This is a genomic window from Phycisphaerae bacterium (assembly GCA_018003015.1).
Classification (GTDB): Bacteria; Planctomycetota; Phycisphaerae; order UBA1845; family PWPN01; genus JAGNEZ01.
This window is the reverse complement of sequence record JAGNEZ010000003.1, coordinates 70,046-88,001: the sequence shown is the minus strand read 5'-3', so window position 1 is coordinate 88,001 and position 17,956 is coordinate 70,046. Positions and strand designations below refer to the sequence as shown.

Below are 17,956 nucleotides of genomic sequence, written 5' to 3'. Positions count from 1 at the left end.
CTCGCACGGCTTCACGGGGACGTGGTACGACGGTTGTTTCCCGGGAGCCACTTCAAGTCCGTCGACCAGCCGATTTCCTGGACCGCCCACAGGCCGATCAGCACCGCTTCAGCGGCGTCATGGCGGAGGGATGTCGGTTTGGGCGTACCGGACCACTCGATGACTTGGCGGGCCAGATCGTTGGCGGATCGCTTGGCCTGAGTGCCGCTGCGCTGTCTGCTGGGTTTTAGCAGACGGGCGCGCCACTGCTCCGCGCTGACCTGTCGGATGTTGAGTCCGCGTCGCCGGGCTTCGCGATTCCAGAGGTTGTACAAGGTTCCGCCGCCTTCGAGGACCAGGTATTGCAGGTCGGGCAGCTCGTTGAGCAGGGCATGTATGGCTCTTCGCAGCCGGTCGGCCGTGCCGAAGTTGCGGCTGCGGTACCAGATCAGCCGACCCTGACCGTCGTAGAGGGCGAGGCCGGTCTTGATTCCCAGGTCGACGGCAAGCAGAGAAGGCATAGGCATCGGCCTCGAAGACCTGCTGGCGATCATAACGCCGGGAGGGGCTTGTGGGTACGGTGGCCGGGCTGGTCATGGGCTGTTGGGTTCGGGCCGGGCCTTGCCGACGGGGAGGCGGGCGGTGAACTCACATCCACGCACCGGCCGGTTGCGGACCTCGATGTCACCCCCATGCATACGGGCTACGGCCCGGGCGATAGCCAGACCCAGGCCGGTGCCGCCTGTGTCGCTGCCGGGGACTCGGAAGAAGCGGCCGAAGATCTGGTCGAGGTGTTTGGCGGGGATCCCGGGGCCCCGATCGCCCACGCAGACGTGGACCTCCGATCCACGGCGGGACACAGCGATTTCGACGATCTCTCCTGGAGGCGAATGGCGAACCGCGTTCTGCACCAGATTGAGGATCATCGAGCGGAGCAGTTCGGAGTCGCCGCAGACGGTCGGTTCCTGATCGTCCGCGCCGGGCATCGCCAGGTTTGGGACGAGGCGTATGCCGCGCTGATCGGCGTTGGGCTGGCTTCGCTGGACCACGTCGGTGACGACGTCGTGGACGGGCACTGGCGAGACGATCTCCATGGGCAGTCCGGCGTCGGCCCGGGCGAGGGTGAGAAGGCTGATTACCATCTGATTGACCCGCCGCATTTCCTCTTGGACGCTGGTGAGGAAGTTCTGGTATTCGTGGAGCGAGCGTGGCTGACTGGCCAGGACCTGGGCCTGGCCGAGAAGGACGGCGGCGGGTGTTTTGAGCTCGTGGGCCGCGTCGGCCACGAATCGTTCCTGGGCCCGGAAGGCGGCTTCCAGCCGGTCGAGCATTTGATTGATGGTGGCGATCATTTCGGCGACTTCATCTCGTCCCGGGGGCAGGGCCAGGCGGCGATCGAGATGGGCGGCGGTCAGTTCGCGGGCTTCGCGGGCGATCTGGCCGATGGGGGCCAGAGCTCGTCGGGCCAGCAGCCAGGAGGCCGCGCCGGCGATGAGGAGTCCGGTGGGGATAGCGCCCAGGAAGAGGCTTCGGAGCTGGGCGATGGACTGTCTGATGGGTGCGGTGCTGACCGCGATTTGGAGGAAGAAGGGTGGGCGATTCGTCGGGGCGTGGTAGAGGGTTAGCAGGCGCAGTTCGCCGCCGTCTCCGGTCAGTGCCTCGGCGAGGTCGCGGTGGACGGTTTCGAGCTGGGCCGCGCCGGCGGTTCGCGATGCCTGGGCTGTGGTGGTCCACGGCAGAGTCCGTTGGCCCATATTCTCCGACCGTTCGATGGTTGTGCCGTCTGCCGAGCGGAGCTGGAAGAAGTAACCTGGAAAGCGGAAGGGGATGCGTCCGCCCGCGCCGTCCACCGCGGGGAAGGTGGCGGGTGTCCGGGTCTCGGCCAGGTTGATCGCATACAGCATGCTCATGGCTCGGCCTATGAGTCGCTGGTCGAAGTCCTCGGTGATGTACTGTTCGCGCATGGTGACCAGGATGATTGACAGGCCGCCCAGGAGCACGCCGAACACGGCCAGGTAGAGGAGGGTGAGTTTGAGGCGAAGGGTAAAGAGAGGGCGGTTCATGATGTCTCGTTGATTCATGAGGAGGTTGGGGAGCGCATGCAGTAGCCGGTGCCGATGACGGTGTGAATCAACGGCCGGCTGAAGCCCTTGTCGACTTTTCGGCGCAAGTTGCTGACATAGACGTCGATGACGTTACTCTCGGGGTCGAAGTTCATGTCCCAGACGCGTTCGCTGATTTCGGTTCGGCTGAGCACCCGGTTGGCATTCCGGATGAATGTTTCGAGCATCGCGAACTCCTTGGTTGTGAGTTTGATTTTGTGGCCGGCCCGGGTGACCTGGCGAGCGAGGAGGTCCATCTCGAGGTCCTCGAACTTGAGGGTGGTGGCCTCCTGGGCCTGTCCGCGGCGGAGCAGGGCCCGCACCCGGGCGATCAGTTCCACGAACTCGAAGGGCTTGGCGAGGTAGTCGTCGGCGCCGGCCTCCAATCCGGCGACCTTGTCGGAGGTTGAGCCGAGGGCGGTGAGCATGAGGATGGGTGTTCGAACGCCGCGTCGCCGGAGGTGGCGGCAGACGGTCAAGCCGTCCTGGTCGGGCAGCATGACGTCGAGCACGACGCAATCGTAGTTACCGCTGGCGGCGCAGGCTTCGCCGTCGTGGGCGGTGGGGGCGACGTCCACGGCGTAGCCTTGTTCGGCGAAGCCCTGACGGATGAAGTCTGCCATTTTGGGGTTGTCTTCGACTACCAGCAAGCGCACGGTTCGGTCCTCAAGCCATGACGGATGTGTCCATACCGAGGATTGTAGGCTTGGTGGGCTGCTTGCTCAATGGACTGGGCGGGAGTGTGGAGGTGTCCTAACCGTGGGCTGGGGTTCCGGCGGGGCGGACGGTCTTTCTTCGGCGAAGGCGAGCGGCTTCGGGGGCCTCGACGACGCAGGTGCCGAGCACGCGCACGGCCTTGCTCAGGAGCCGGGCGGTTCCGGGTTTCAGGCGGGCCGGTTCGCTGCCCACGTCCGGCCAGCCGTTCTGGTCGGGAGTGAGATGTTCCCAGTTGTGGAAGAGGCGTCCCCAATCGCTGTGCAGGATCTGGTGCATTCGGATGCTGCCGTTGCGCGGGTACCAGTACATGTCGTGATAGATCACGCTGGCGACGTAGGCCCAGGGAGCGAGCCAGGTTTTGAGCGACCACTCCAGGGCGGTCTTGAGTCTGCCCCAGTAGATCCGATGCTGCATGCGGCTGGCGAAGGTCATCTGTTTGAAGGGGCCGTCGAAATGCCAGTTTTCTTCAGCGGCGTCGACATCTCCGACGATCTCGATGTCGCGTACATCGCCGCAGCCCAAGCCCAGGTCATGCGCCAGGCGGATGAACCTGCAGTCCTTGAGCGGGTCGAAGCCCATGAGCCTGGCGGCGATGGCGTCGATGGCGACCTGGTCAGCGGACGCAAGGAGTATGTTCTTGAGGTGGGGTATCATGCACCGTGGGCCGGGCCCGTCGCCGGCGAAGGTGCCGTCCATGACCGCGAAGAGTCCGCGGTGAATTCTCTTCTGGATCATGAGCAGGTCGACCAGGGTCTCGTGGATCACGGGGTGGGTCCAGTGTCGGCGTTCGTTGAGCAGGCCGCCGAAAGCGTTCTTCATTGCTCCCGTGGTGGTGGTGAACACGTGGGTCTTGATGGTTGGCAGGTGGATGATGTTCTCGCCGATGAAGCGTTTGGGGATCGAGAAGCCGTTGGGGTAGACCTGGTTCAGGCAGAGGAATTGGCTGGTCAGATCGCCCACTGCGTCGCGGATGTTAATCCACTCTTCGCCTTCGTAGAGATGCACGTTGCGCAGCCCGTGGGCCTGGACGGGGCAGATCTGCTTGTTCTCTCGCTCGCCGAGATGGGCGTCGATGACGACGGTGCGGTTATGGCAAGCGTGGATCAAGTTTGGGTCGTAGCCATCTCGTTTCATGGTCCGGATGACGCCCTCGAGCTGCCAGGGTGTGGTGCTGGAACCGGGGTAGAAGAAATGCCAGGAGATATTGACTTTCAGGGCGGTGTCGGCGTGGGGGTCGATGACGTTCCGATAACCGGCCAGGTTCATCAGACGGTGGTAATCGGCCAGGATGGTGGCCGGCGTGGTTCGGATGATGGCGACGGGTGATCGACTCATCCGCGTATTCTAGGTATGGGTGTGGTCGACCGCAATGAAGCACGACCGCCCGTGGACCACGCATGCGCGGGCCACGGGAAGCCGTGCGACCTGATAGACGGACACGAACGAAGCTTAACGAGGTTAGCTGTTCTGGCTGAGGGATGCTTGCAGATCCGCGACCGCCAGCGATTTAGCGGTGAACGGACCGGCAATGTCCGGCTTCACCAGGGTGGCGCTGCCCTCGGTCCAGGTGAACACGTCGCTGGCGGACTGCAGCGGCTGTTTGCCGTTGCTGTGGTACCAGCCCGTGTGGCCGTCCGGAACGCCCGGTTCAGGTTCCTCGAAGTAGGCGATGAACTGATGAAGGTTGGTTGATTCGGTTGCCGCCATGTGACCCTCCCATAACCTAAAAGCCATCTGGTCCCGTGGGTATTGACTCTACGATATGTTGGCTGTGGTGAAGCGGGGCATTCGGGTAAAAACCGCGACTGGCGTGGGTGGTGGGGCGCTCACGGTGGCCGGATCGGCGGGAGGTGATCTGGGGCGATATTCCCGGGCGGGATGGGGGTTTTCTGCCGGGAGGAGGTCCTTCGTTTCTCGGAGGTTGTTCCGCGGGTTTGCCGGGAGGGGTGCGTTGCCCCCTGGCCCGCGCCAACTGCGTTGGATTGCCTTATACTGATGGGCGAGAAGGGACGCCGCGTGGGGGGCATGGAGGATCGGGGACGTGGCGGCTTTGGGCGGGCGGCCCGGCGTAAGCGTGAAGCGTGCGGCGCCGCACCGCTGTGTTTGGTGCGTCCCGGTGTCTTGGTGCATTCGTTTCTTGACTTTGGCTTCTGGCTTCCTGTTGTGCGTGTTGACTTTGTGACGTGTGCCTATGTCTGTCCCTCGCTTCATCCAGCATCGTTTGGAGAACGGCCTGCGGCTCGTGATCGAGGTCATGCCTCACGTGCCCTCGGTGGCCTGCGGATTTCTGGTTCGCACCGGGGCTCGGGACGATCCGCCGGAGATGGCCGGGGTTTCCCACTTTCTCGAGCACATGTGCTTCAAAGGGACGGCGAAGCGGAGTTGGGAGCAGGTCAACATCGAGTTTGACGAGATGGGGGCCCAGTACAACGCTTTCACCAGCAAGGACCGCACGTTCTACTATGGTTGGGTTCGGTCCGAGGATTTCGAACGACAGCTTGGGCTACTGGCCGACATCATGCGTCCGACGTTTCCGCCGGGCGAGTTCGACATGGAGAAGAACGTGGTGCTGGAAGAGATTGCCATGTCGAACGATGATCTGACCAGCAACGCCTACGATTTTCTCTACGAGCGCGTTTGTCCGGGCAGTCCGCTGGCCTGGCCGGTGTTGGGTTACGAGCGGACCATTCGGGCCATGACCCGGGACCAGATGGTGGCCTACCATCGACGGCGGTACGCGGCCAGCAACCTGGTTCTGATCGTTGCCGGGGATATCGAGCCGGGGGCGGCGATTGCGGCGGCCGAGCGGATCTGCGGCGGTTGGGAAGCCGACGGGGTGGCCGACACCCGCCGGCCGCCGAGCGTGACCAGGGGTGTGGCCGTTCGTCCGCTGGAGCGTTTTCATCAGCAGGCGGTGCTGTTGGCATTTTCCGCGCCGTCGGCGGCCGATCCCCTGGACGAGACGGCGGAGGCGGTGGCGGCGATTCTGGGCGGCAGCAACTCGCGGTTCTACTGGAACATTGTGCAGAAGGGTCTGAGCACCCGAGCGGGCGCGTTTCGTGAGGAGTACGGCGACTTTGGGGTCATGCTGTTGTATGCCCTGTGCGAGCCGGAGAACTGTGAGCAGGTACTTGACGCCATGCGCCGGGAGGCCCGAAGCCTGGCCGACTGCGGTCCGGAGCCCAAGGAGCTGCAGCGGGTCAAGAATCTGCGGCGCACGTCGCTGGCCACGGAATCGGAGGCTCCGTTCTACCGGCTGGGCCAGATTGCCGACGACGTCGACTATCTTGGCCGGCCGCGACCTGCCGAGGAGCGTTTGGCCGCGGTTGATGCGATCACGGCCGAGACGGTGGGGCGGTATCTCGAGGTATTCTCGGTGACCGGCCAGGGTCACCTGGTGAGCGTTGGCCCGAGGGCCTGGCCTGCGTAACCATGGTATTCGTGGGGAGTTGAGGAGGCGTGGTGGCCGCCGGTGGGGATTCGTTGACCCCCTTTGGGAGGCGGGCTAGGATCGCGATGATGCCTCACTGGATCACCGTGGTGTGGGTTGGGCTGTTTCTTCTGGCGGTCCCCGGTTTTGCCTGGGCCCAAAGTGGGCCTGCGGATTCGGGGACGGCCAAGGATCCTCTGGCTGCTCGGCAGGAGATTGTTCGTGATCGGATGACGCAGCTCGAAGACCGGATGTACCGGCTTGCGGAGAAGCTCAAGGCGACGGAGCCCGAGCAGGCCAAGCGGCTGGAGGCCGCCCTGCACCGGGCTCGGGAGTTGCTGCTCCGGCGGTTGATGGATGAAAGCATCGATTTGCTGGACAAAGGGGAGCTGACTGATGCGGCCGATCGTCAGGCGGCGGTGCTAGCGGGGCTGGAGGGTCTGGTGAAGGCCCTGACCGAAGAGGAGGACGGCCGTGACGAGCGGGCCAAGGCCATCGAGCGGCTGAAGGCGATCGAGGAGCGCATCCTGCAGTTGCTCGACCAGCAGAAGCGGCTCAAGGGGGCCACGGACGGCCAGGATCGGCAGGATGCGCAGGGGGCCAAGGGGCTGGCCGACACACAGCGCCAGCTGCAGAAGAGGGCGGAGGAACTAATCGAGCGGATGAAGGGTGGGGCCTCGTCTCAGCCGAGCGATGGCGACGGGACGACGAAGCCCTCGACGGACCGGTCGAAGGGGGATTCCTCGAACCGATTTCCGAACAATGGCAAGGACGAAGGGGGTTCACAGAAGGGCAAGCCGTTGTTGGGCGACCCGAGGCCGGGTATACAGGGTGGCCCTTCCGACGCGCAGTCATTTCAAGAATCGCCTTCTTCGGACGGCCAGAGTGGCCAGAACGGGCAGAATCAGGAGCCGGCGCCGGGGGCTGACCGTGTGGAGCAAGCTCGTCAGCACATGGGTGATGCGGCGGACAAGCTGGACGCGCAGAACAGAGGTGATGCCAGTCAGGACCAGCAGAAGGCCATTGACCAACTCGAGCGGGCCAAGCGCGAGCTGGAGGAATCGCTCGATCAGCTTCGCCGCGAGCAGCAGGAGCAGATGCTGGCCGGTCTGGAGTCGCGGTTCCGGAGCATGCTGATCAAGCAGACGACCATCAAGGAGGGGGCGGTTGCCTTGCAGGCGAAAGGCCCGGTCACCTGGGCCCATGCTGATGAGCTCAAGCTGGCAGGGCTGATCCAGGACGAGACGGGTCTAGCGGGCGAGGCGGACGACGCCCTGCGAATCCTGAAGGAGGAGGGCACGACGATCGTGGTGCCCAGGCTGGTCGAGCAGCTCCGCGAGGACATGGTGGAGATCGCCCGGCGGCTGAGGGACAAGGCGACCGACGAGCCGACTCAACGGATGATGGCCGAGGTCATCGCGTCGTTGGAGGAGCTGATCGACTCGGTGAAGCAGCTTCGCCAGCAGATTGCCTCGGGTGAGTCGCCGTCGGGTGAGCAGGGTCAAGGGGCGAGCCCGCCGCTGCTGCCGGCCTCGGCGGAGCTGAAGCTGCTGCGGTCCTGCCAGATGCGGGTCAACCGGCAGACGGCGGAGCACGAGAGGCTGGCGAGCGAGGGGGCGGATCGCGACCGGCTGATGCGCCGGACTGCGGACCGGCAGCGTCAGGTGGCGGAGATGGCCCGGAAGATGAACGAGAAGGCGACGGGGCAATGAGGCACGTCGCTTCGCGACGTGGCAGTGCGAAGTGAGCGGTGAGAAAGGGGCGAGTGGAGCAGGTTGTCGAGAGATGATCACGATATGGCGTGGTAGTACTACTTGGTTTGGCGGTGCGCTTGTGGCGCTGCTGCTTTGCCAGCAGGCATTGTCGGCGGCCGCCTCTGAGCCGGTGTCTCGGGTCGTGGCTACTCGCCCGGCGGCCTCGGTGCCGGCTGGCGAGTTACGGCCTATTCTGTCACCTGAGGCGGCGCGCAAGGGGGCGGTGGAGTTGATCGATCGGTTTGTTGCCCATGTTCAGGGCTCGCCGGATGTGGAGCCGGCGGCGAGGAAGGCGGTGGTCGAGGGGTGGAAGGCGCATCGTGAGGAGAAGGAGCCGCAGGGGTTTATGACCGCAGCCCTGGCGATCGTGTCGCCGACGTTCAGGACCGCTCTTGATGCGATGGAGAAGGAGGACTACGCGCTTGCCGAGAAGGCGCTTGGGCCGCTGATGGCGGACCGGGATGCCTACATCGCGTTGCATGCGACGGCGATGCTGGCCCGGGCCCTGGTGGAGCAGGATCGCACCGACCAGGCTGAGCTGTTGCTGGCCGCACTTGTTGGGCGCGAAGCCGAACTGATGGAGAAGACGTTCCTGGAGGCGGAAGTGGATTTTCTGGCCGCGTACTGCCAAGTACTCGATCTGCGTTATGAGGAGGCGCTGGCATCGTTGCGGCAATTTGAGCTGCAGCATCCGGGTGCGCCCGACAAGTATCGTTTGCCTGCTCGTCAGATGCTTCAAGAATTGAGTGTTCGGCGGCCGGAGGGTCTGGGTGACGTTTCCGACCTGATGACGTACGCGAGCCGGCGGCTGGCGAGGGGTAGCGCGGGGCAGCCGGTTCGGGACAAGCAGCAGCGGGCAGTCGAGCTCCTTGACAAGCTGATTCAGGACGCTGAGGCGCAGGAGAAGCAGCAACAACCGCAGCGGGCCAAGGGGGGCAAGGGTGGGCAGGGTGGAAAGGCTCAGGGCAATCCGGTGGCCCCGGCGAGCGACTCGATGCTTCCGAGCGGCGAGGGGGGGAAGGGGCCGCTGCAACGCCGGGCGACGGTTCGGCCCGGAGAGCAATGGGGCCAGATGCGTCCGGAAGAGCGGCAGCGTATTCTGCAATCTCTACGGGAGAGCTTCCCGAGCCGATACCGCCAACTTGTCGAGCAGTACTACCGGCAACTGGCGAAGGAAGAGTAGCTTGAGCGTTGTTTTTGGCGACGGTCGAGAAGTGAGAAGTGAGACGGGTACATGGGGATACGCCTCACCGAGATCGAGGAGTGTCCGGCGACGATTTCTCTTGGTGGGGGCATCGCTGGTTCTGGCGTGTGCCACCGGGGCGACGTTGGCGGCCGGGCCGGTGGTTCGGGTGATTACCGTTGAAGGGAAGACGGTCAGCGGTGCTTGGTTGGGGGCTGACGGGGATGGTTCGCTGCGGCTGGCCGAGGGCACGCAGGAGTTCTCCCTGAAGGCCGATGACGTGATGTCGGTGAAATGGCCTGGGGCTGGCGGTTCGCGATTGGCGATGAGTGCTCCGGCGGGTTCTCCGTCTTCGACGATGCCGGCCGAGGGGGTCGAACTTGTCATCTACCTCAAGGACGGCAGTCAGTTGCCTGGTCGCCTACTGGCGGGAGGTCGGGAGGGGATCGAGGTGGCGGCCGCATTGGCCGACCGGATGAAGCTCTCGCTGAGTGATCTGGCCGGTGTTCGCTATCTGGGCTCATGGAGCGATGAGGCTGTGGGGGCTTTTGGCAAGGCGCTTGACCGACCGGATGCCTCGCAGGACGCGCTTTTCATTATGGGGGCCAACAACAAGATGCAGACCCTGCGCGGGACGCTGGAGTCGCTTGACGTGAAGGGTGGCTCGTTCCGCTGGCGCGACAGGAGTGTGGCGTTTGCGGCCCAGAAGGCGTGTGGTCTGGTCATGGCCGCGGGCGTGGGTCGTGGGGCTGCAGCCCCGGCCAGGTGTACTTTGGACGACGGGTCGATTCTCTGCGGGCGAATCACGGGTGGTGACGTCGAGACGATCCGGCTGATTATCGGTGGCAACAAGGCGGTGGTCGTGCCGGTTTCGCGGCTGATGGAGATTGGCTTTCGCGGTGACCGCCTGGTGTTCCTGAGCGACCTGGAGCCGGCGGGGTACTCGTTTGAGCCGTTCGGCGTCACCCGCTGGCCGTATCGCTACAACCGCTCGGTGGCCAACCGTGAGCTTCGCATGGGCGGTCGGAGCTTTCTTCGCGGCATCGGCATGCACTCGCAGGCCGTGCTCAGCTACGACTTGAAGACGGGCTATGATCAGTTGGCGGCCACGATTGGGATCGACGACGGTTCCCGGCCGCTGGGCAACGCCATCTTCAGCGTTCTGGCCGACGGCAAGGAGGTCTACCGCAGCGGACGGGTGACCGGCCGAGACAAGGCGATGGACATCCTCGTTCCCATCAAGGGGGCCAAGCGGCTGGAGCTGAAGGTGGATTTCGGCGAGGAACAGGACATCGGCGACCAGGCCGACTGGTGCGACGCGCGATTGATCAAGTGACCAGCCTGGCCTGGGGGACCGGTTTCGGGATGCGGCGTTCCTGGCGACGAACCGCACACCTGCAGGATTACGGTTCACCCGGATGCCGGGTTGTCAGCGGGCAGTTGATTCTCCGAGTTATCTGTGGCCGCCCTGGGAAGGGGCGGGCATCCGCGGCGCGGGGCGAGGTGCAAACAGGAACAGGAGCACCCATCCGTAGAGCGACTGCAGACCCAACACGAGTACGTAGAACAGCAGGGGTTGCTCCTCGAGGCCGCCGCGGGCGGGGTTGACCAGTTGGCGTATAGCCAGATAAGTCCCGACGGTACTGGCGAGGATGACGAGCGCGGCCAGGAGGTGGAGCGGTCTGGTCTGGCTCGTGGCCAGCGAGAGAATCGCGGCGAATGTCAGCAGGACGGCCACGGCCATCATGCTCCATCGCCAGATGTAAGTGGTGCCCTCCACGGATCCGCTCTGACGGGCGAGGGATTCGTGGAAGAGCGGCTTGGCTGGAGCGGGTCTGGTCTGTTTCGGTCCGGGCAGGGGAAAAGGCAGGGCGGTCTCGTTGCCCGAGTCGGGTGAGAGACTGGTTCCGAACATGACCGTGCCCATGAGGCGGGCGAGGTTGCTATGGTTGACGTGGTCGGCCGCCCCCTTGGCCGCCAGGGTCCACAAGGCGGCCACCGCCAGCGTGACCAGTGGGCAGATCCAGTCGCGGGAGCGGGCGAAACGTCGGCCGGGCGGCGGACAGGACACGGGCGAGGCGTCTGGGCCACAGAGTGGTCTTGGGGACGTTCCGTCGAGCTTGGGGCACAAATGGGGTTCGTGGGTCATCAGGCCGATTCCGTGGGTGCGGTCATGGTTGCCGGGTCGAGCAGCTTGCTCAACTGCTCGGGGGGCAAGACTGCTTTGGCCAGGGCCACCTGCCGGACCGTCTGGCCGGTAGCCGAGGCTTCCTTGGCGATGGCCGCCGCCTGGTCATAGCCGATGGCCGGGGCGAGGCTCGTGCACATCGCCAGCGACTGCTCGATCATCAGCGCGCAGCGCTGCTCGTTGGCTTGGAGTCCGGCCACGCATCGCTCGGTGAACACCTTCAATGCGTTGGTCAGCAGGCGGATGGACTCGAGCAGGTTGCGGGCGATTAGCGGCATCATCACGTTCAGCTGAAACACGCTGTCGCGGGCGCCGAGTGTAACCGCCAGGTCGTTGCCGATCACCTGGGTGCAGACCTGAATCAGCATTTCGCTCATGACCGGGTTGACCTTGCCGGGCATGATGCTTGATCCCGGTTGGGTACTGGGGATGCGGATCTCGGCCAGTCCGCACCGCGGCCCGCTGGCCAGCCAGCGGATGTCGTTGGCGATCTTGGTCAGGGCGACGGCCACCGCCCGAAGCTCGCCGCTGGCGCTGCAAATGGCGTCCTTGGCCGCTTGGGCCTCGAAATGGTTCTCCGCTTCTGAGAACGGGATGCCGGTCAGTTTGGTGAGCTTGGCGGCCATTCGCTTGCCGAACTCCGGGTGGGTATTGATGCCCGTGCCGACGGCCGTACCGCCGATGGGTAGTGCGCCTAACGCCATGGTTGCCCGCGCCATACGTTCTTGGCTCAGTTTCACCTGAGCCGCCCAGCCGCTGATTTCCTGGCCGAGCCGGATTGGTGTGGCGTCCTGCAAGTGGGTTCGCCCGATCTTGATGACGTTCCAGTAGCGGTTGGCCTTCTCGGTCAGGCGTTTGGCCAAGGCTTCCAGTGTGGGGAGCAGGTCGTTCTTGAGGCCCTCCGCCGCCGCGACATGGATGGCCGTCGGGATGACGTCGTTGCTCGACTGGCCCATGTTGACGTGATCGTTAGGGTGGACGGGCTCGCGTGAGCCGACCTTGCCGCCGGCCAGTTGGATCGCCCGGTTGCTGACGACCTCGTTGGCGTTCATGTTCGTGCTGGTTCCGGAACCGGTCTGGAAGATGTCGAGCACGAAATGGTCGTCGAGCTTGCCCTCGATGACCTCTTCGGTGGCCGCAGTGATCCACCCGGCTCGGCGTTCGTCCAGCAGGCCGAGTTCGCGATTGACGTGTGCGGCGGCCGACTTGATCAGTCCCATGGCCCGGATGAACCGCCGGTCGAACCGATACCCGCTGATCGGGAAGTTCTGGACGGCCCGCTGGGTCTGGGCTCCCCAGAGTGCCCAGTCGGGCACTTCCATCTGGCCCATGCTGTCCGATTCGATTCGTGTTCTGCCGGTCGACATGGCCGTGCACCTCATTCCAAGTCCCGAGGGCTCGGTTCTTGGGTCACATGGTCCTCCACACCCGCGTATCGCGGGCCTATTCTGGCCCAACAGCTGCAAGCGGTCCAGGCGGGGGGGGGCGGACGGGCACGAATCGAGTGGAGCGTTTGCGGGCATCTCCGCCGGCCGACAATGACTCTGGCGTGTCCAGCGGCCTTTTTGGCCAGGTGGCGGCTCGATCTGGTCGGTGATTATCAGACCGTTATGGGTGGAGGGTGCGAAGCCGGTTCGGTTTGGGTGTAGGGTCGCATGCCGGCGATTTCTGGCTGGGTGGCGTTGGGGAGGTTGGGTTGCGGGGAGGTTCTCTCAGGGAGCACGAATTGTGCTGGAGCTTGATTTCGCATGGTGGTTTGCGGTATACTAGAGGGGGTGCATACCTAGGCCGTTTTGCGGTTGCCTCTTTGGATTGTCTTCCCTTCTGAATCGAGGGTCGGTGCGCCCGGCCTGGTGGGCTGCTAGGGAGCGAGGGGCGAGGTCGCGGTTGGAGGGGTTGGAAAGGAGTGGGTCATGGGACGGAAGCTCAGCGTTTTGAGGGGGGTGGCCGTCGCGTTGGTTCTGGCGCTAGGTGTTTGCCCGGTAGTTGGCCAGACCTGTGCGGGTTGGGATAAGCCCCAGCCGGACGCCCGGGCTTCGCTGGCCATGGTTTACGACAGTGCTCGGCAAGTGACGGTCATGTTTGGGGGCCAACTGGGTTTTGCCTTCGGAGAGACGTGGGAGTGGGACGGCTCGGCGTGGTCCTTGCGGTCCACGTCCGGCCCGTCTGCCCGGAGCGGGCATGCATTGGCTTACGATTCGACTCGCGGGGTGACAGTGCTTTTTGGAGGCACTGCAGGCAGTGCGACCTCGTACAGTGACGAGACCTGGGAATGGGACGGCACGAGTTGGGTGCAGCGGAATCCTGTGCACATGCCGCCTGCTCTTACTAGCCATGCGATGGTTTACGATGTCAGCCGGGGCGTGGTGTTGCTATTTGGCGGATGGATGACCGGCAGTTACATGAGTGACACATGGACATGGGACGGCACGGATTGGGCACTGCTGGATCCGGCGGTCCGGCCGTCGCCGCGGTATGAGCATGCGATGGTGTACGACCGTGACCGGGAGGTGACGGTGCTCTTTGGGGGGTGGGGCAGCGGCGGGGCGGTTAATGACACGTGGGAGTGGGATGGGGCGGTGTGGGCCGAGCGTAGTCCGGCGGCGCGTCCATCGCCGCGTGAGAGGCACGCGATGGTGTACGACGGGGCTCGGCGGGTGATTACGCTGTACGGTGGCAAGACCAGTCCCTACACGAACGAGACCTGGGAGTGGGACGGGGTGTCGTGGGCGAAGCGTGCGCCGGTGGCGAGCCCTCCATCGCGGTGGGATCATGGCATGGTGTATGACCCTATTCAGCAGGCTGCGATGGTTTTTGGAGGGAGTCTGCAGGGTGGCAGCGCCGGCAGTGACACATGGCAGTGGAACGGTGGTGAGTGGATACAGATTGCCAGGGGTAGTCCCTCGCCGCGCAGGGCGCACGCCATGGCGTACGACAGCGACCGCGAGGTGGTTGTTCTATTTGGTGGCACCTCCGGCGGGGCCGAGACCTGGGAGTACGATGGTAATCTCTGGGTGCTCAAGGCGACGACCGGTCCTTCTCCTCGTCACGGCCATGCGATGGCGTACGATAGCGATCGCCATGTCGTTGTTCTATTTGGCGGCAACAGTGCGGGGGTGGAGACGTGGGAGTGGGACGGTGTCGCCTGGGTCAAGAAGGCTGTGGGTGGGCCCTCGTCGCGTAGCGGCCACGCGATGGTGTACGACAGCCGCCGCCATGTGGTGGTTCTTTTTGGCGGTTACACCGGAGTTTCCAACGACGAGACCTGGGAGTGGGACGGGTCGACCTGGACGCAGCGGACGGCGAGCAACAGTCCTTTGGCGCGACATCTGCATGCCATGGTCTATGACCGCGACCGCGGGGTCACCGTGTTGTTCGGCGGCTACCACTACAGCAGCTACTCGACGTATTACCGGGACACCTGGGAGTGGGATGGGGTGGACTGGACCCGGCGCAGCTCGGGGGTCAGGGGCGAGCCGGCTGCACGGCTGGACCACGCCATGGTCTATGACCGCCACGGGCGGAGGACGGTGCTTTTTGGCGGCCGCACAGCCACCTACACCTACCAGAACGACGCCTGGTGGTGGGACGGTGAGAGCTGGGCGATGATGCGGTTCGCCAAGGCGGTGCCGCGGGCTCGCGGATCGCATGCGATGGCGTATGACAGCGCGCGGGGAGCGATCGTGCTTTTGGGGGGTGACACGTACAACGGTTATTCGGTGATCACCAATGGGGAGACATGGGAGTGGAGTCTGGGGTTGACGCGGCCGGCGCCGGCTCACGTCATCGTCACCACGCCGCTGCTGCTGTTATCGCCTGGTGTACCCAGTGGGCAGCTGGAAGTTGAGATTCGCGGCCCGGCGGGCGAGCTGCTGCCGACCGGCGACTATTGCCTGGAGTACAGCGGTTTGAGTGCAAGCGTGGGCACCGTGGATGCGGCCGGGGTGGTCACGGCAGCGCCGTCGGCCATGGCGTCCGGGACCACGGGCTGGGTCGAGGTCACGGCGGACGGTGTCATTGCGGACAACCAGGCGCTGATTCGCTGCACTGATGTGGACCTGGGTGTGCAGCACGAGCCCTTTCGGGGCGATCGGATCGCGTTTTACGCGCCGGGGCTGATCCAGGGCTTTGACCTCGCGAAGCTTGCTGCTGACTACGATCAGGTTGCGGCCACGGATCTCGCCTACCGGGCGCAGCACGATCTGACCGGAACGCTGCCCTATCGTGGCGGTCTGCATTACTTCGTGTGCGACGTGACCAACAACGAGAGCACTGCGGTGTGCGGCCTTGCGGGCACGAATCCGATCCGGCTGGGATGGTTGTTCTGCAGCCCTGATCCGAAGAGTTGCTACATCGTCGCCGATCCGCGTCGTCCTGTTCCGCAGTGGGGGATTATCTTTCACGAGCTGGGGCACAATTTCATCCTTGCCTCCGGCCCGCTGTACCAGTTCATCACCGCCCCGGGTTGTATGCTCAACTTCACCTACAGTGAAGGGCTTGCGACGCTGTGCGGGATGTGGACTCGCCACTGCCTGGGGGCATGTCCCTCCGCGGTCGGATCGTTGGCCCGGGAGAGTATTGACCTTGATTTCGACAATGCCAAGGCTGCATACCAGCAGCAACTGGTGAAGTACAAGAATGCCGGCAAGAACTACCGGAGTCTGACGCCCGACCTGATGGACGGCATTTTCTATGAGGTGTACGAGGCTTACGGCCCGAAGGCGTGGTTTGACCTGTTCAGCACGTTCCAGCCGGCGCAGGAGGGGTTGCCGGTGACCATCAATGATGATGGGAAGCAGGCCACGTGGATCGTCGCGGCGTTCAGCGCCTCGGCCGGGCAGGATTTGCGCGATCATTTCTCCTCGGAATACGGCTTTCCGATTGACAACACGGTTTGGCCGTCGATGCTGGCCGCGGCGCAGGCCCGGATTGCCGCCCGCCCGTGGCGGCCGCCGTTTTCGCCGGACTTCGACTGTGATGGTGACGTGGACGGTGACGATTTCGTGGTTTTCCGGGGGTGCTGGACTGGACCGGCGATGGGTCCGCCCGTGCCTGGCGGTGAGCGAGCCGACTTGGACGGGGATTTGGACATTGACCAATCCGACTTTGGTATCTTCCAGCGCTGTTACCGCGGTGCGGGGGTGATGGTCGATCCGTCCTGCGTGACGGGCTGAACTCGACGGTTTCCTGGGATCATGGGCACGAAGGGCTGTTCAGGGTGATCGTGGGTACTGCGCAGGCCGTTCACGTTCGCTCGAGTCTCGTGACGGACGGGGCCCCCTTGGTGCGGCCCATCCAGGATAGATTCTCGAGTGTGCCGAAGGCGTCCTTGAAGATCCGGTAGTACATGAGCTCTTCCTTGCTGTTGAGCATCCAGCCGTTGTCCAGGTTCCGCTGGTGTCTGAACTCCTCATTGGAGATGTGCTGGTCGGCGTGGTTCGACAGGAGGTCGCCGACGCCGGCGCCTTGCCAGAACTTGGCCTTGGGTCTGTTGAGGACGGCCGGGGGCAGCAGGTCCTTCATCGCCTGACGCAGGATCCACTTTTCGATGCCGTTGCGGATCTTGAACTCGACGGGGATGCGCGTCGCGTAATCGACGATGGTCGGGTTGACGAAAGGGACGTGGGCCACGAGCCCGTGGGCGGCGGCCGAGCGGTCGACCCGTTGCAGGGCCGTATTGTGCAGCCGCCCGATGAGATCCACGAGTTCCTGGGCGAGGTGGCAGCTCTCCAGGGTTTTGAGATAGTCGTAGCCAGCGAACAGTTCATCGCCTCCTTCGCCGGAGAAGGTTTCGGGAGCGAGTTCGGCCATGCGTCGTGCCACGAGGTAGTTGATGATGCTGGACCGTACGAGCAGGGCGTCAAACGACTCCAGGTGGTAGATGACGGTCGGGAGGACGTGGAGCATTTCTGGGAGACTGATCACGACCTCGTGGTGGTCCGACCGAATGACGTCCGCGACCTGCCGGGCAAAACCCAGGTCGGGTGATCCTGCCACGCCGCCGGCGACGGTGTACAGCCTGCGCACGTGCGGTCGGACCAGGGCGGCGATGGCGCTGGAATCGAGTCCGCCGGACAGCCATGCGCCCATCGTGTGTTGGTGAATGCGACTTCTGACCGCCCCGTCCAGGCAGGCCCACAAGGTGGTGGCGACATCTTCGGGCTGCTCGGTGATGGTTCCCCTGACCTGCAGCTCATCGCCTCGGATCAGGTGCTGGCCGTCATACTGACAGCCGGGCGGAAGCTCGTTCACATCCCTAGTCATTTCCAGCAGGCCCTTGACCTCCGAGGCGAAGCAGAGCGAGCCGTCCGCGTGTTGGCCATAGTAGAGCGGGACGGCTCCGATGGGATCGCGTGAGAGCGTCAGGGTGCCGTCGTTCGCGCGGGCTTCCGCGAACTGTCCGTTGCCGATGGAATCGCAGGCGACGTGGTGCTCCCGGAGGATCGGGCGGCGAGCGCCGGCCGGCCAAACGGCGCCGAGCGTGGTGCCCTTCGTTTCGACCACTTTGTGTCCGGCCCGGCCACGATGGGCCATTCGGGTCAGCATTCGGCTGACGGACTCACTTTTGCCGGTGCCTACGATTCCTGCAATACCCGCCATGGA

At 64.3% G+C, this 17,956-nt stretch carries 13 protein-coding genes; 5 read left to right on the top strand and 8 right to left on the bottom strand.

Features of this window, described 5'->3' with window-relative positions; genetic code table 11:
• Positions 1-11: 11 nt before the first annotated feature.
• The 5 genes from KA354_02195 to KA354_02175 all read right to left on the bottom strand — a co-directional run bounded on the left by KA354_02195 (position 12) and on the right by KA354_02175 (position 4,505).
• On the bottom strand, positions 12-500 hold the full coding sequence (locus KA354_02195; protein ID MBP7933435.1) for a hypothetical protein: 489 nt from the start codon (positions 498-500) through the stop codon (positions 12-14).
• 72 nt (positions 501-572) lie between these two features.
• A complete protein-coding gene (locus KA354_02190) occupies positions 573-2,042 on the bottom strand; it encodes a HAMP domain-containing protein (protein ID MBP7933434.1) in 1,470 nt (489 codons plus the stop codon).
• A 14-nt stretch (positions 2,043-2,056) separates the two neighbouring features.
• Complete coding sequence (locus KA354_02185) at positions 2,057-2,737, bottom strand: response regulator transcription factor (protein ID MBP7933433.1); 681 nt, start codon at positions 2,735-2,737, stop codon at positions 2,057-2,059.
• A 97-nt stretch (positions 2,738-2,834) separates the two neighbouring features.
• Positions 2,835-4,133: a DUF362 domain-containing protein gene (locus KA354_02180; protein MBP7933432.1), complete on the bottom strand. Its 1,299-nt coding sequence runs from the start codon at positions 4,131-4,133 to the stop codon at positions 2,835-2,837.
• A gap of 123 nt (positions 4,134-4,256) precedes the next feature.
• Positions 4,257-4,505, bottom strand: a complete 249-nt coding sequence (locus KA354_02175) for a hypothetical protein (protein ID MBP7933431.1) — start codon at positions 4,503-4,505, stop codon at positions 4,257-4,259.
• Positions 4,506-4,989: 484 nt separating this feature from the next.
• Here KA354_02175 and KA354_02170 point away from each other — a divergent pair, with 484 nt between their 5' ends.
• The 4 genes from KA354_02170 to KA354_02155 all read left to right on the top strand — a co-directional run bounded on the left by KA354_02170 (position 4,990) and on the right by KA354_02155 (position 10,501).
• A complete protein-coding gene (locus KA354_02170) occupies positions 4,990-6,228 on the top strand; it encodes an insulinase family protein (protein MBP7933430.1) in 1,239 nt (412 codons plus the stop codon).
• An 86-nt stretch (positions 6,229-6,314) separates the two neighbouring features.
• Positions 6,315-7,940: a hypothetical protein gene (locus tag KA354_02165; protein MBP7933429.1), complete on the top strand. Its 1,626-nt coding sequence runs from the start codon at positions 6,315-6,317 to the stop codon at positions 7,938-7,940.
• 73 nt (positions 7,941-8,013) lie between these two features.
• A complete protein-coding gene (locus KA354_02160) occupies positions 8,014-9,165 on the top strand; it encodes a hypothetical protein (GenBank protein MBP7933428.1) in 1,152 nt (383 codons plus the stop codon).
• Between the two features lies 1 nt (position 9,166).
• Positions 9,167-10,501, top strand: coding sequence for an NPCBM/NEW2 domain-containing protein (locus tag KA354_02155; protein MBP7933427.1), 1,335 nt, complete (start codon positions 9,167-9,169; stop codon positions 10,499-10,501).
• 117 nt (positions 10,502-10,618) lie between these two features.
• On the opposite strand, the gene KA354_02150 is transcribed toward KA354_02155, so the two are convergent.
• On the bottom strand, positions 10,619-11,314 hold the full coding sequence (locus KA354_02150) for a hypothetical protein (GenBank protein ID MBP7933426.1): 696 nt from the start codon (positions 11,312-11,314) through the stop codon (positions 10,619-10,621).
• Positions 11,314-12,720 (bottom strand): class II fumarate hydratase, encoded by a 1,407-nt coding sequence (locus KA354_02145; protein MBP7933425.1) that lies wholly within the window; start codon positions 12,718-12,720, stop codon positions 11,314-11,316. Before KA354_02145 ends, KA354_02150 begins: the two co-directional genes overlap by 1 nt.
• 546 nt (positions 12,721-13,266) lie before the next feature.
• Here KA354_02145 and KA354_02140 point away from each other — a divergent pair.
• The gene (locus tag KA354_02140; protein MBP7933424.1) at positions 13,267-16,527 is read left to right on the top strand and encodes a hypothetical protein; all 3,261 of its coding nucleotides are present in this window, start codon (positions 13,267-13,269) and stop codon (positions 16,525-16,527) included.
• A 70-nt stretch (positions 16,528-16,597) separates the two neighbouring features.
• On the opposite strand, the gene KA354_02135 is transcribed toward KA354_02140, so the two are convergent.
• On the bottom strand, positions 16,598-17,953 hold the full coding sequence (locus KA354_02135) for an asparagine synthase (protein ID MBP7933423.1): 1,356 nt from the start codon (positions 17,951-17,953) through the stop codon (positions 16,598-16,600).
• Between the last annotated feature and the right edge of the window lie 3 nt (positions 17,954-17,956).

Excerpts from the sequence above, each read along its gene's own strand:
- KA354_02140 (MBP7933424.1), top strand. The coding sequence starts at position 13,267 with ATGGGACGGAAGCTCAGCGTTTTGAGGGGGGTGGCCGTCGCGTTGGTT.
- KA354_02145 (MBP7933425.1), bottom strand. The coding sequence starts at position 12,720 with ATGTCGACCGGCAGAACACGAATCGAATCGGACAGCATGGGCCAGATG.
- KA354_02170 (MBP7933430.1), top strand. The coding sequence starts at position 4,990 with ATGTCTGTCCCTCGCTTCATCCAGCATCGTTTGGAGAACGGCCTGCGG.
- KA354_02190 (MBP7933434.1), bottom strand. The coding sequence starts at position 2,042 with ATGAACCGCCCTCTCTTTACCCTTCGCCTCAAACTCACCCTCCTCTAC.
- KA354_02195 (MBP7933435.1), bottom strand. The coding sequence starts at position 500 with ATGCCTTCTCTGCTTGCCGTCGACCTGGGAATCAAGACCGGCCTCGCC.
- KA354_02175 (MBP7933431.1), bottom strand. The coding sequence starts at position 4,505 with ATGGCGGCAACCGAATCAACCAACCTTCATCAGTTCATCGCCTACTTC.
- KA354_02135 (MBP7933423.1), bottom strand. The coding sequence starts at position 17,953 with ATGGCGGGTATTGCAGGAATCGTAGGCACCGGCAAAAGTGAGTCCGTC.
- KA354_02160 (MBP7933428.1), top strand. The coding sequence starts at position 8,014 with ATGATCACGATATGGCGTGGTAGTACTACTTGGTTTGGCGGTGCGCTT.
- KA354_02150 (MBP7933426.1), bottom strand. The coding sequence starts at position 11,314 with ATGACCCACGAACCCCATTTGTGCCCCAAGCTCGACGGAACGTCCCCA.
- KA354_02165 (MBP7933429.1), top strand. The coding sequence starts at position 6,315 with ATGATGCCTCACTGGATCACCGTGGTGTGGGTTGGGCTGTTTCTTCTG.
- KA354_02180 (MBP7933432.1), bottom strand. The coding sequence starts at position 4,133 with ATGAGTCGATCACCCGTCGCCATCATCCGAACCACGCCGGCCACCATC.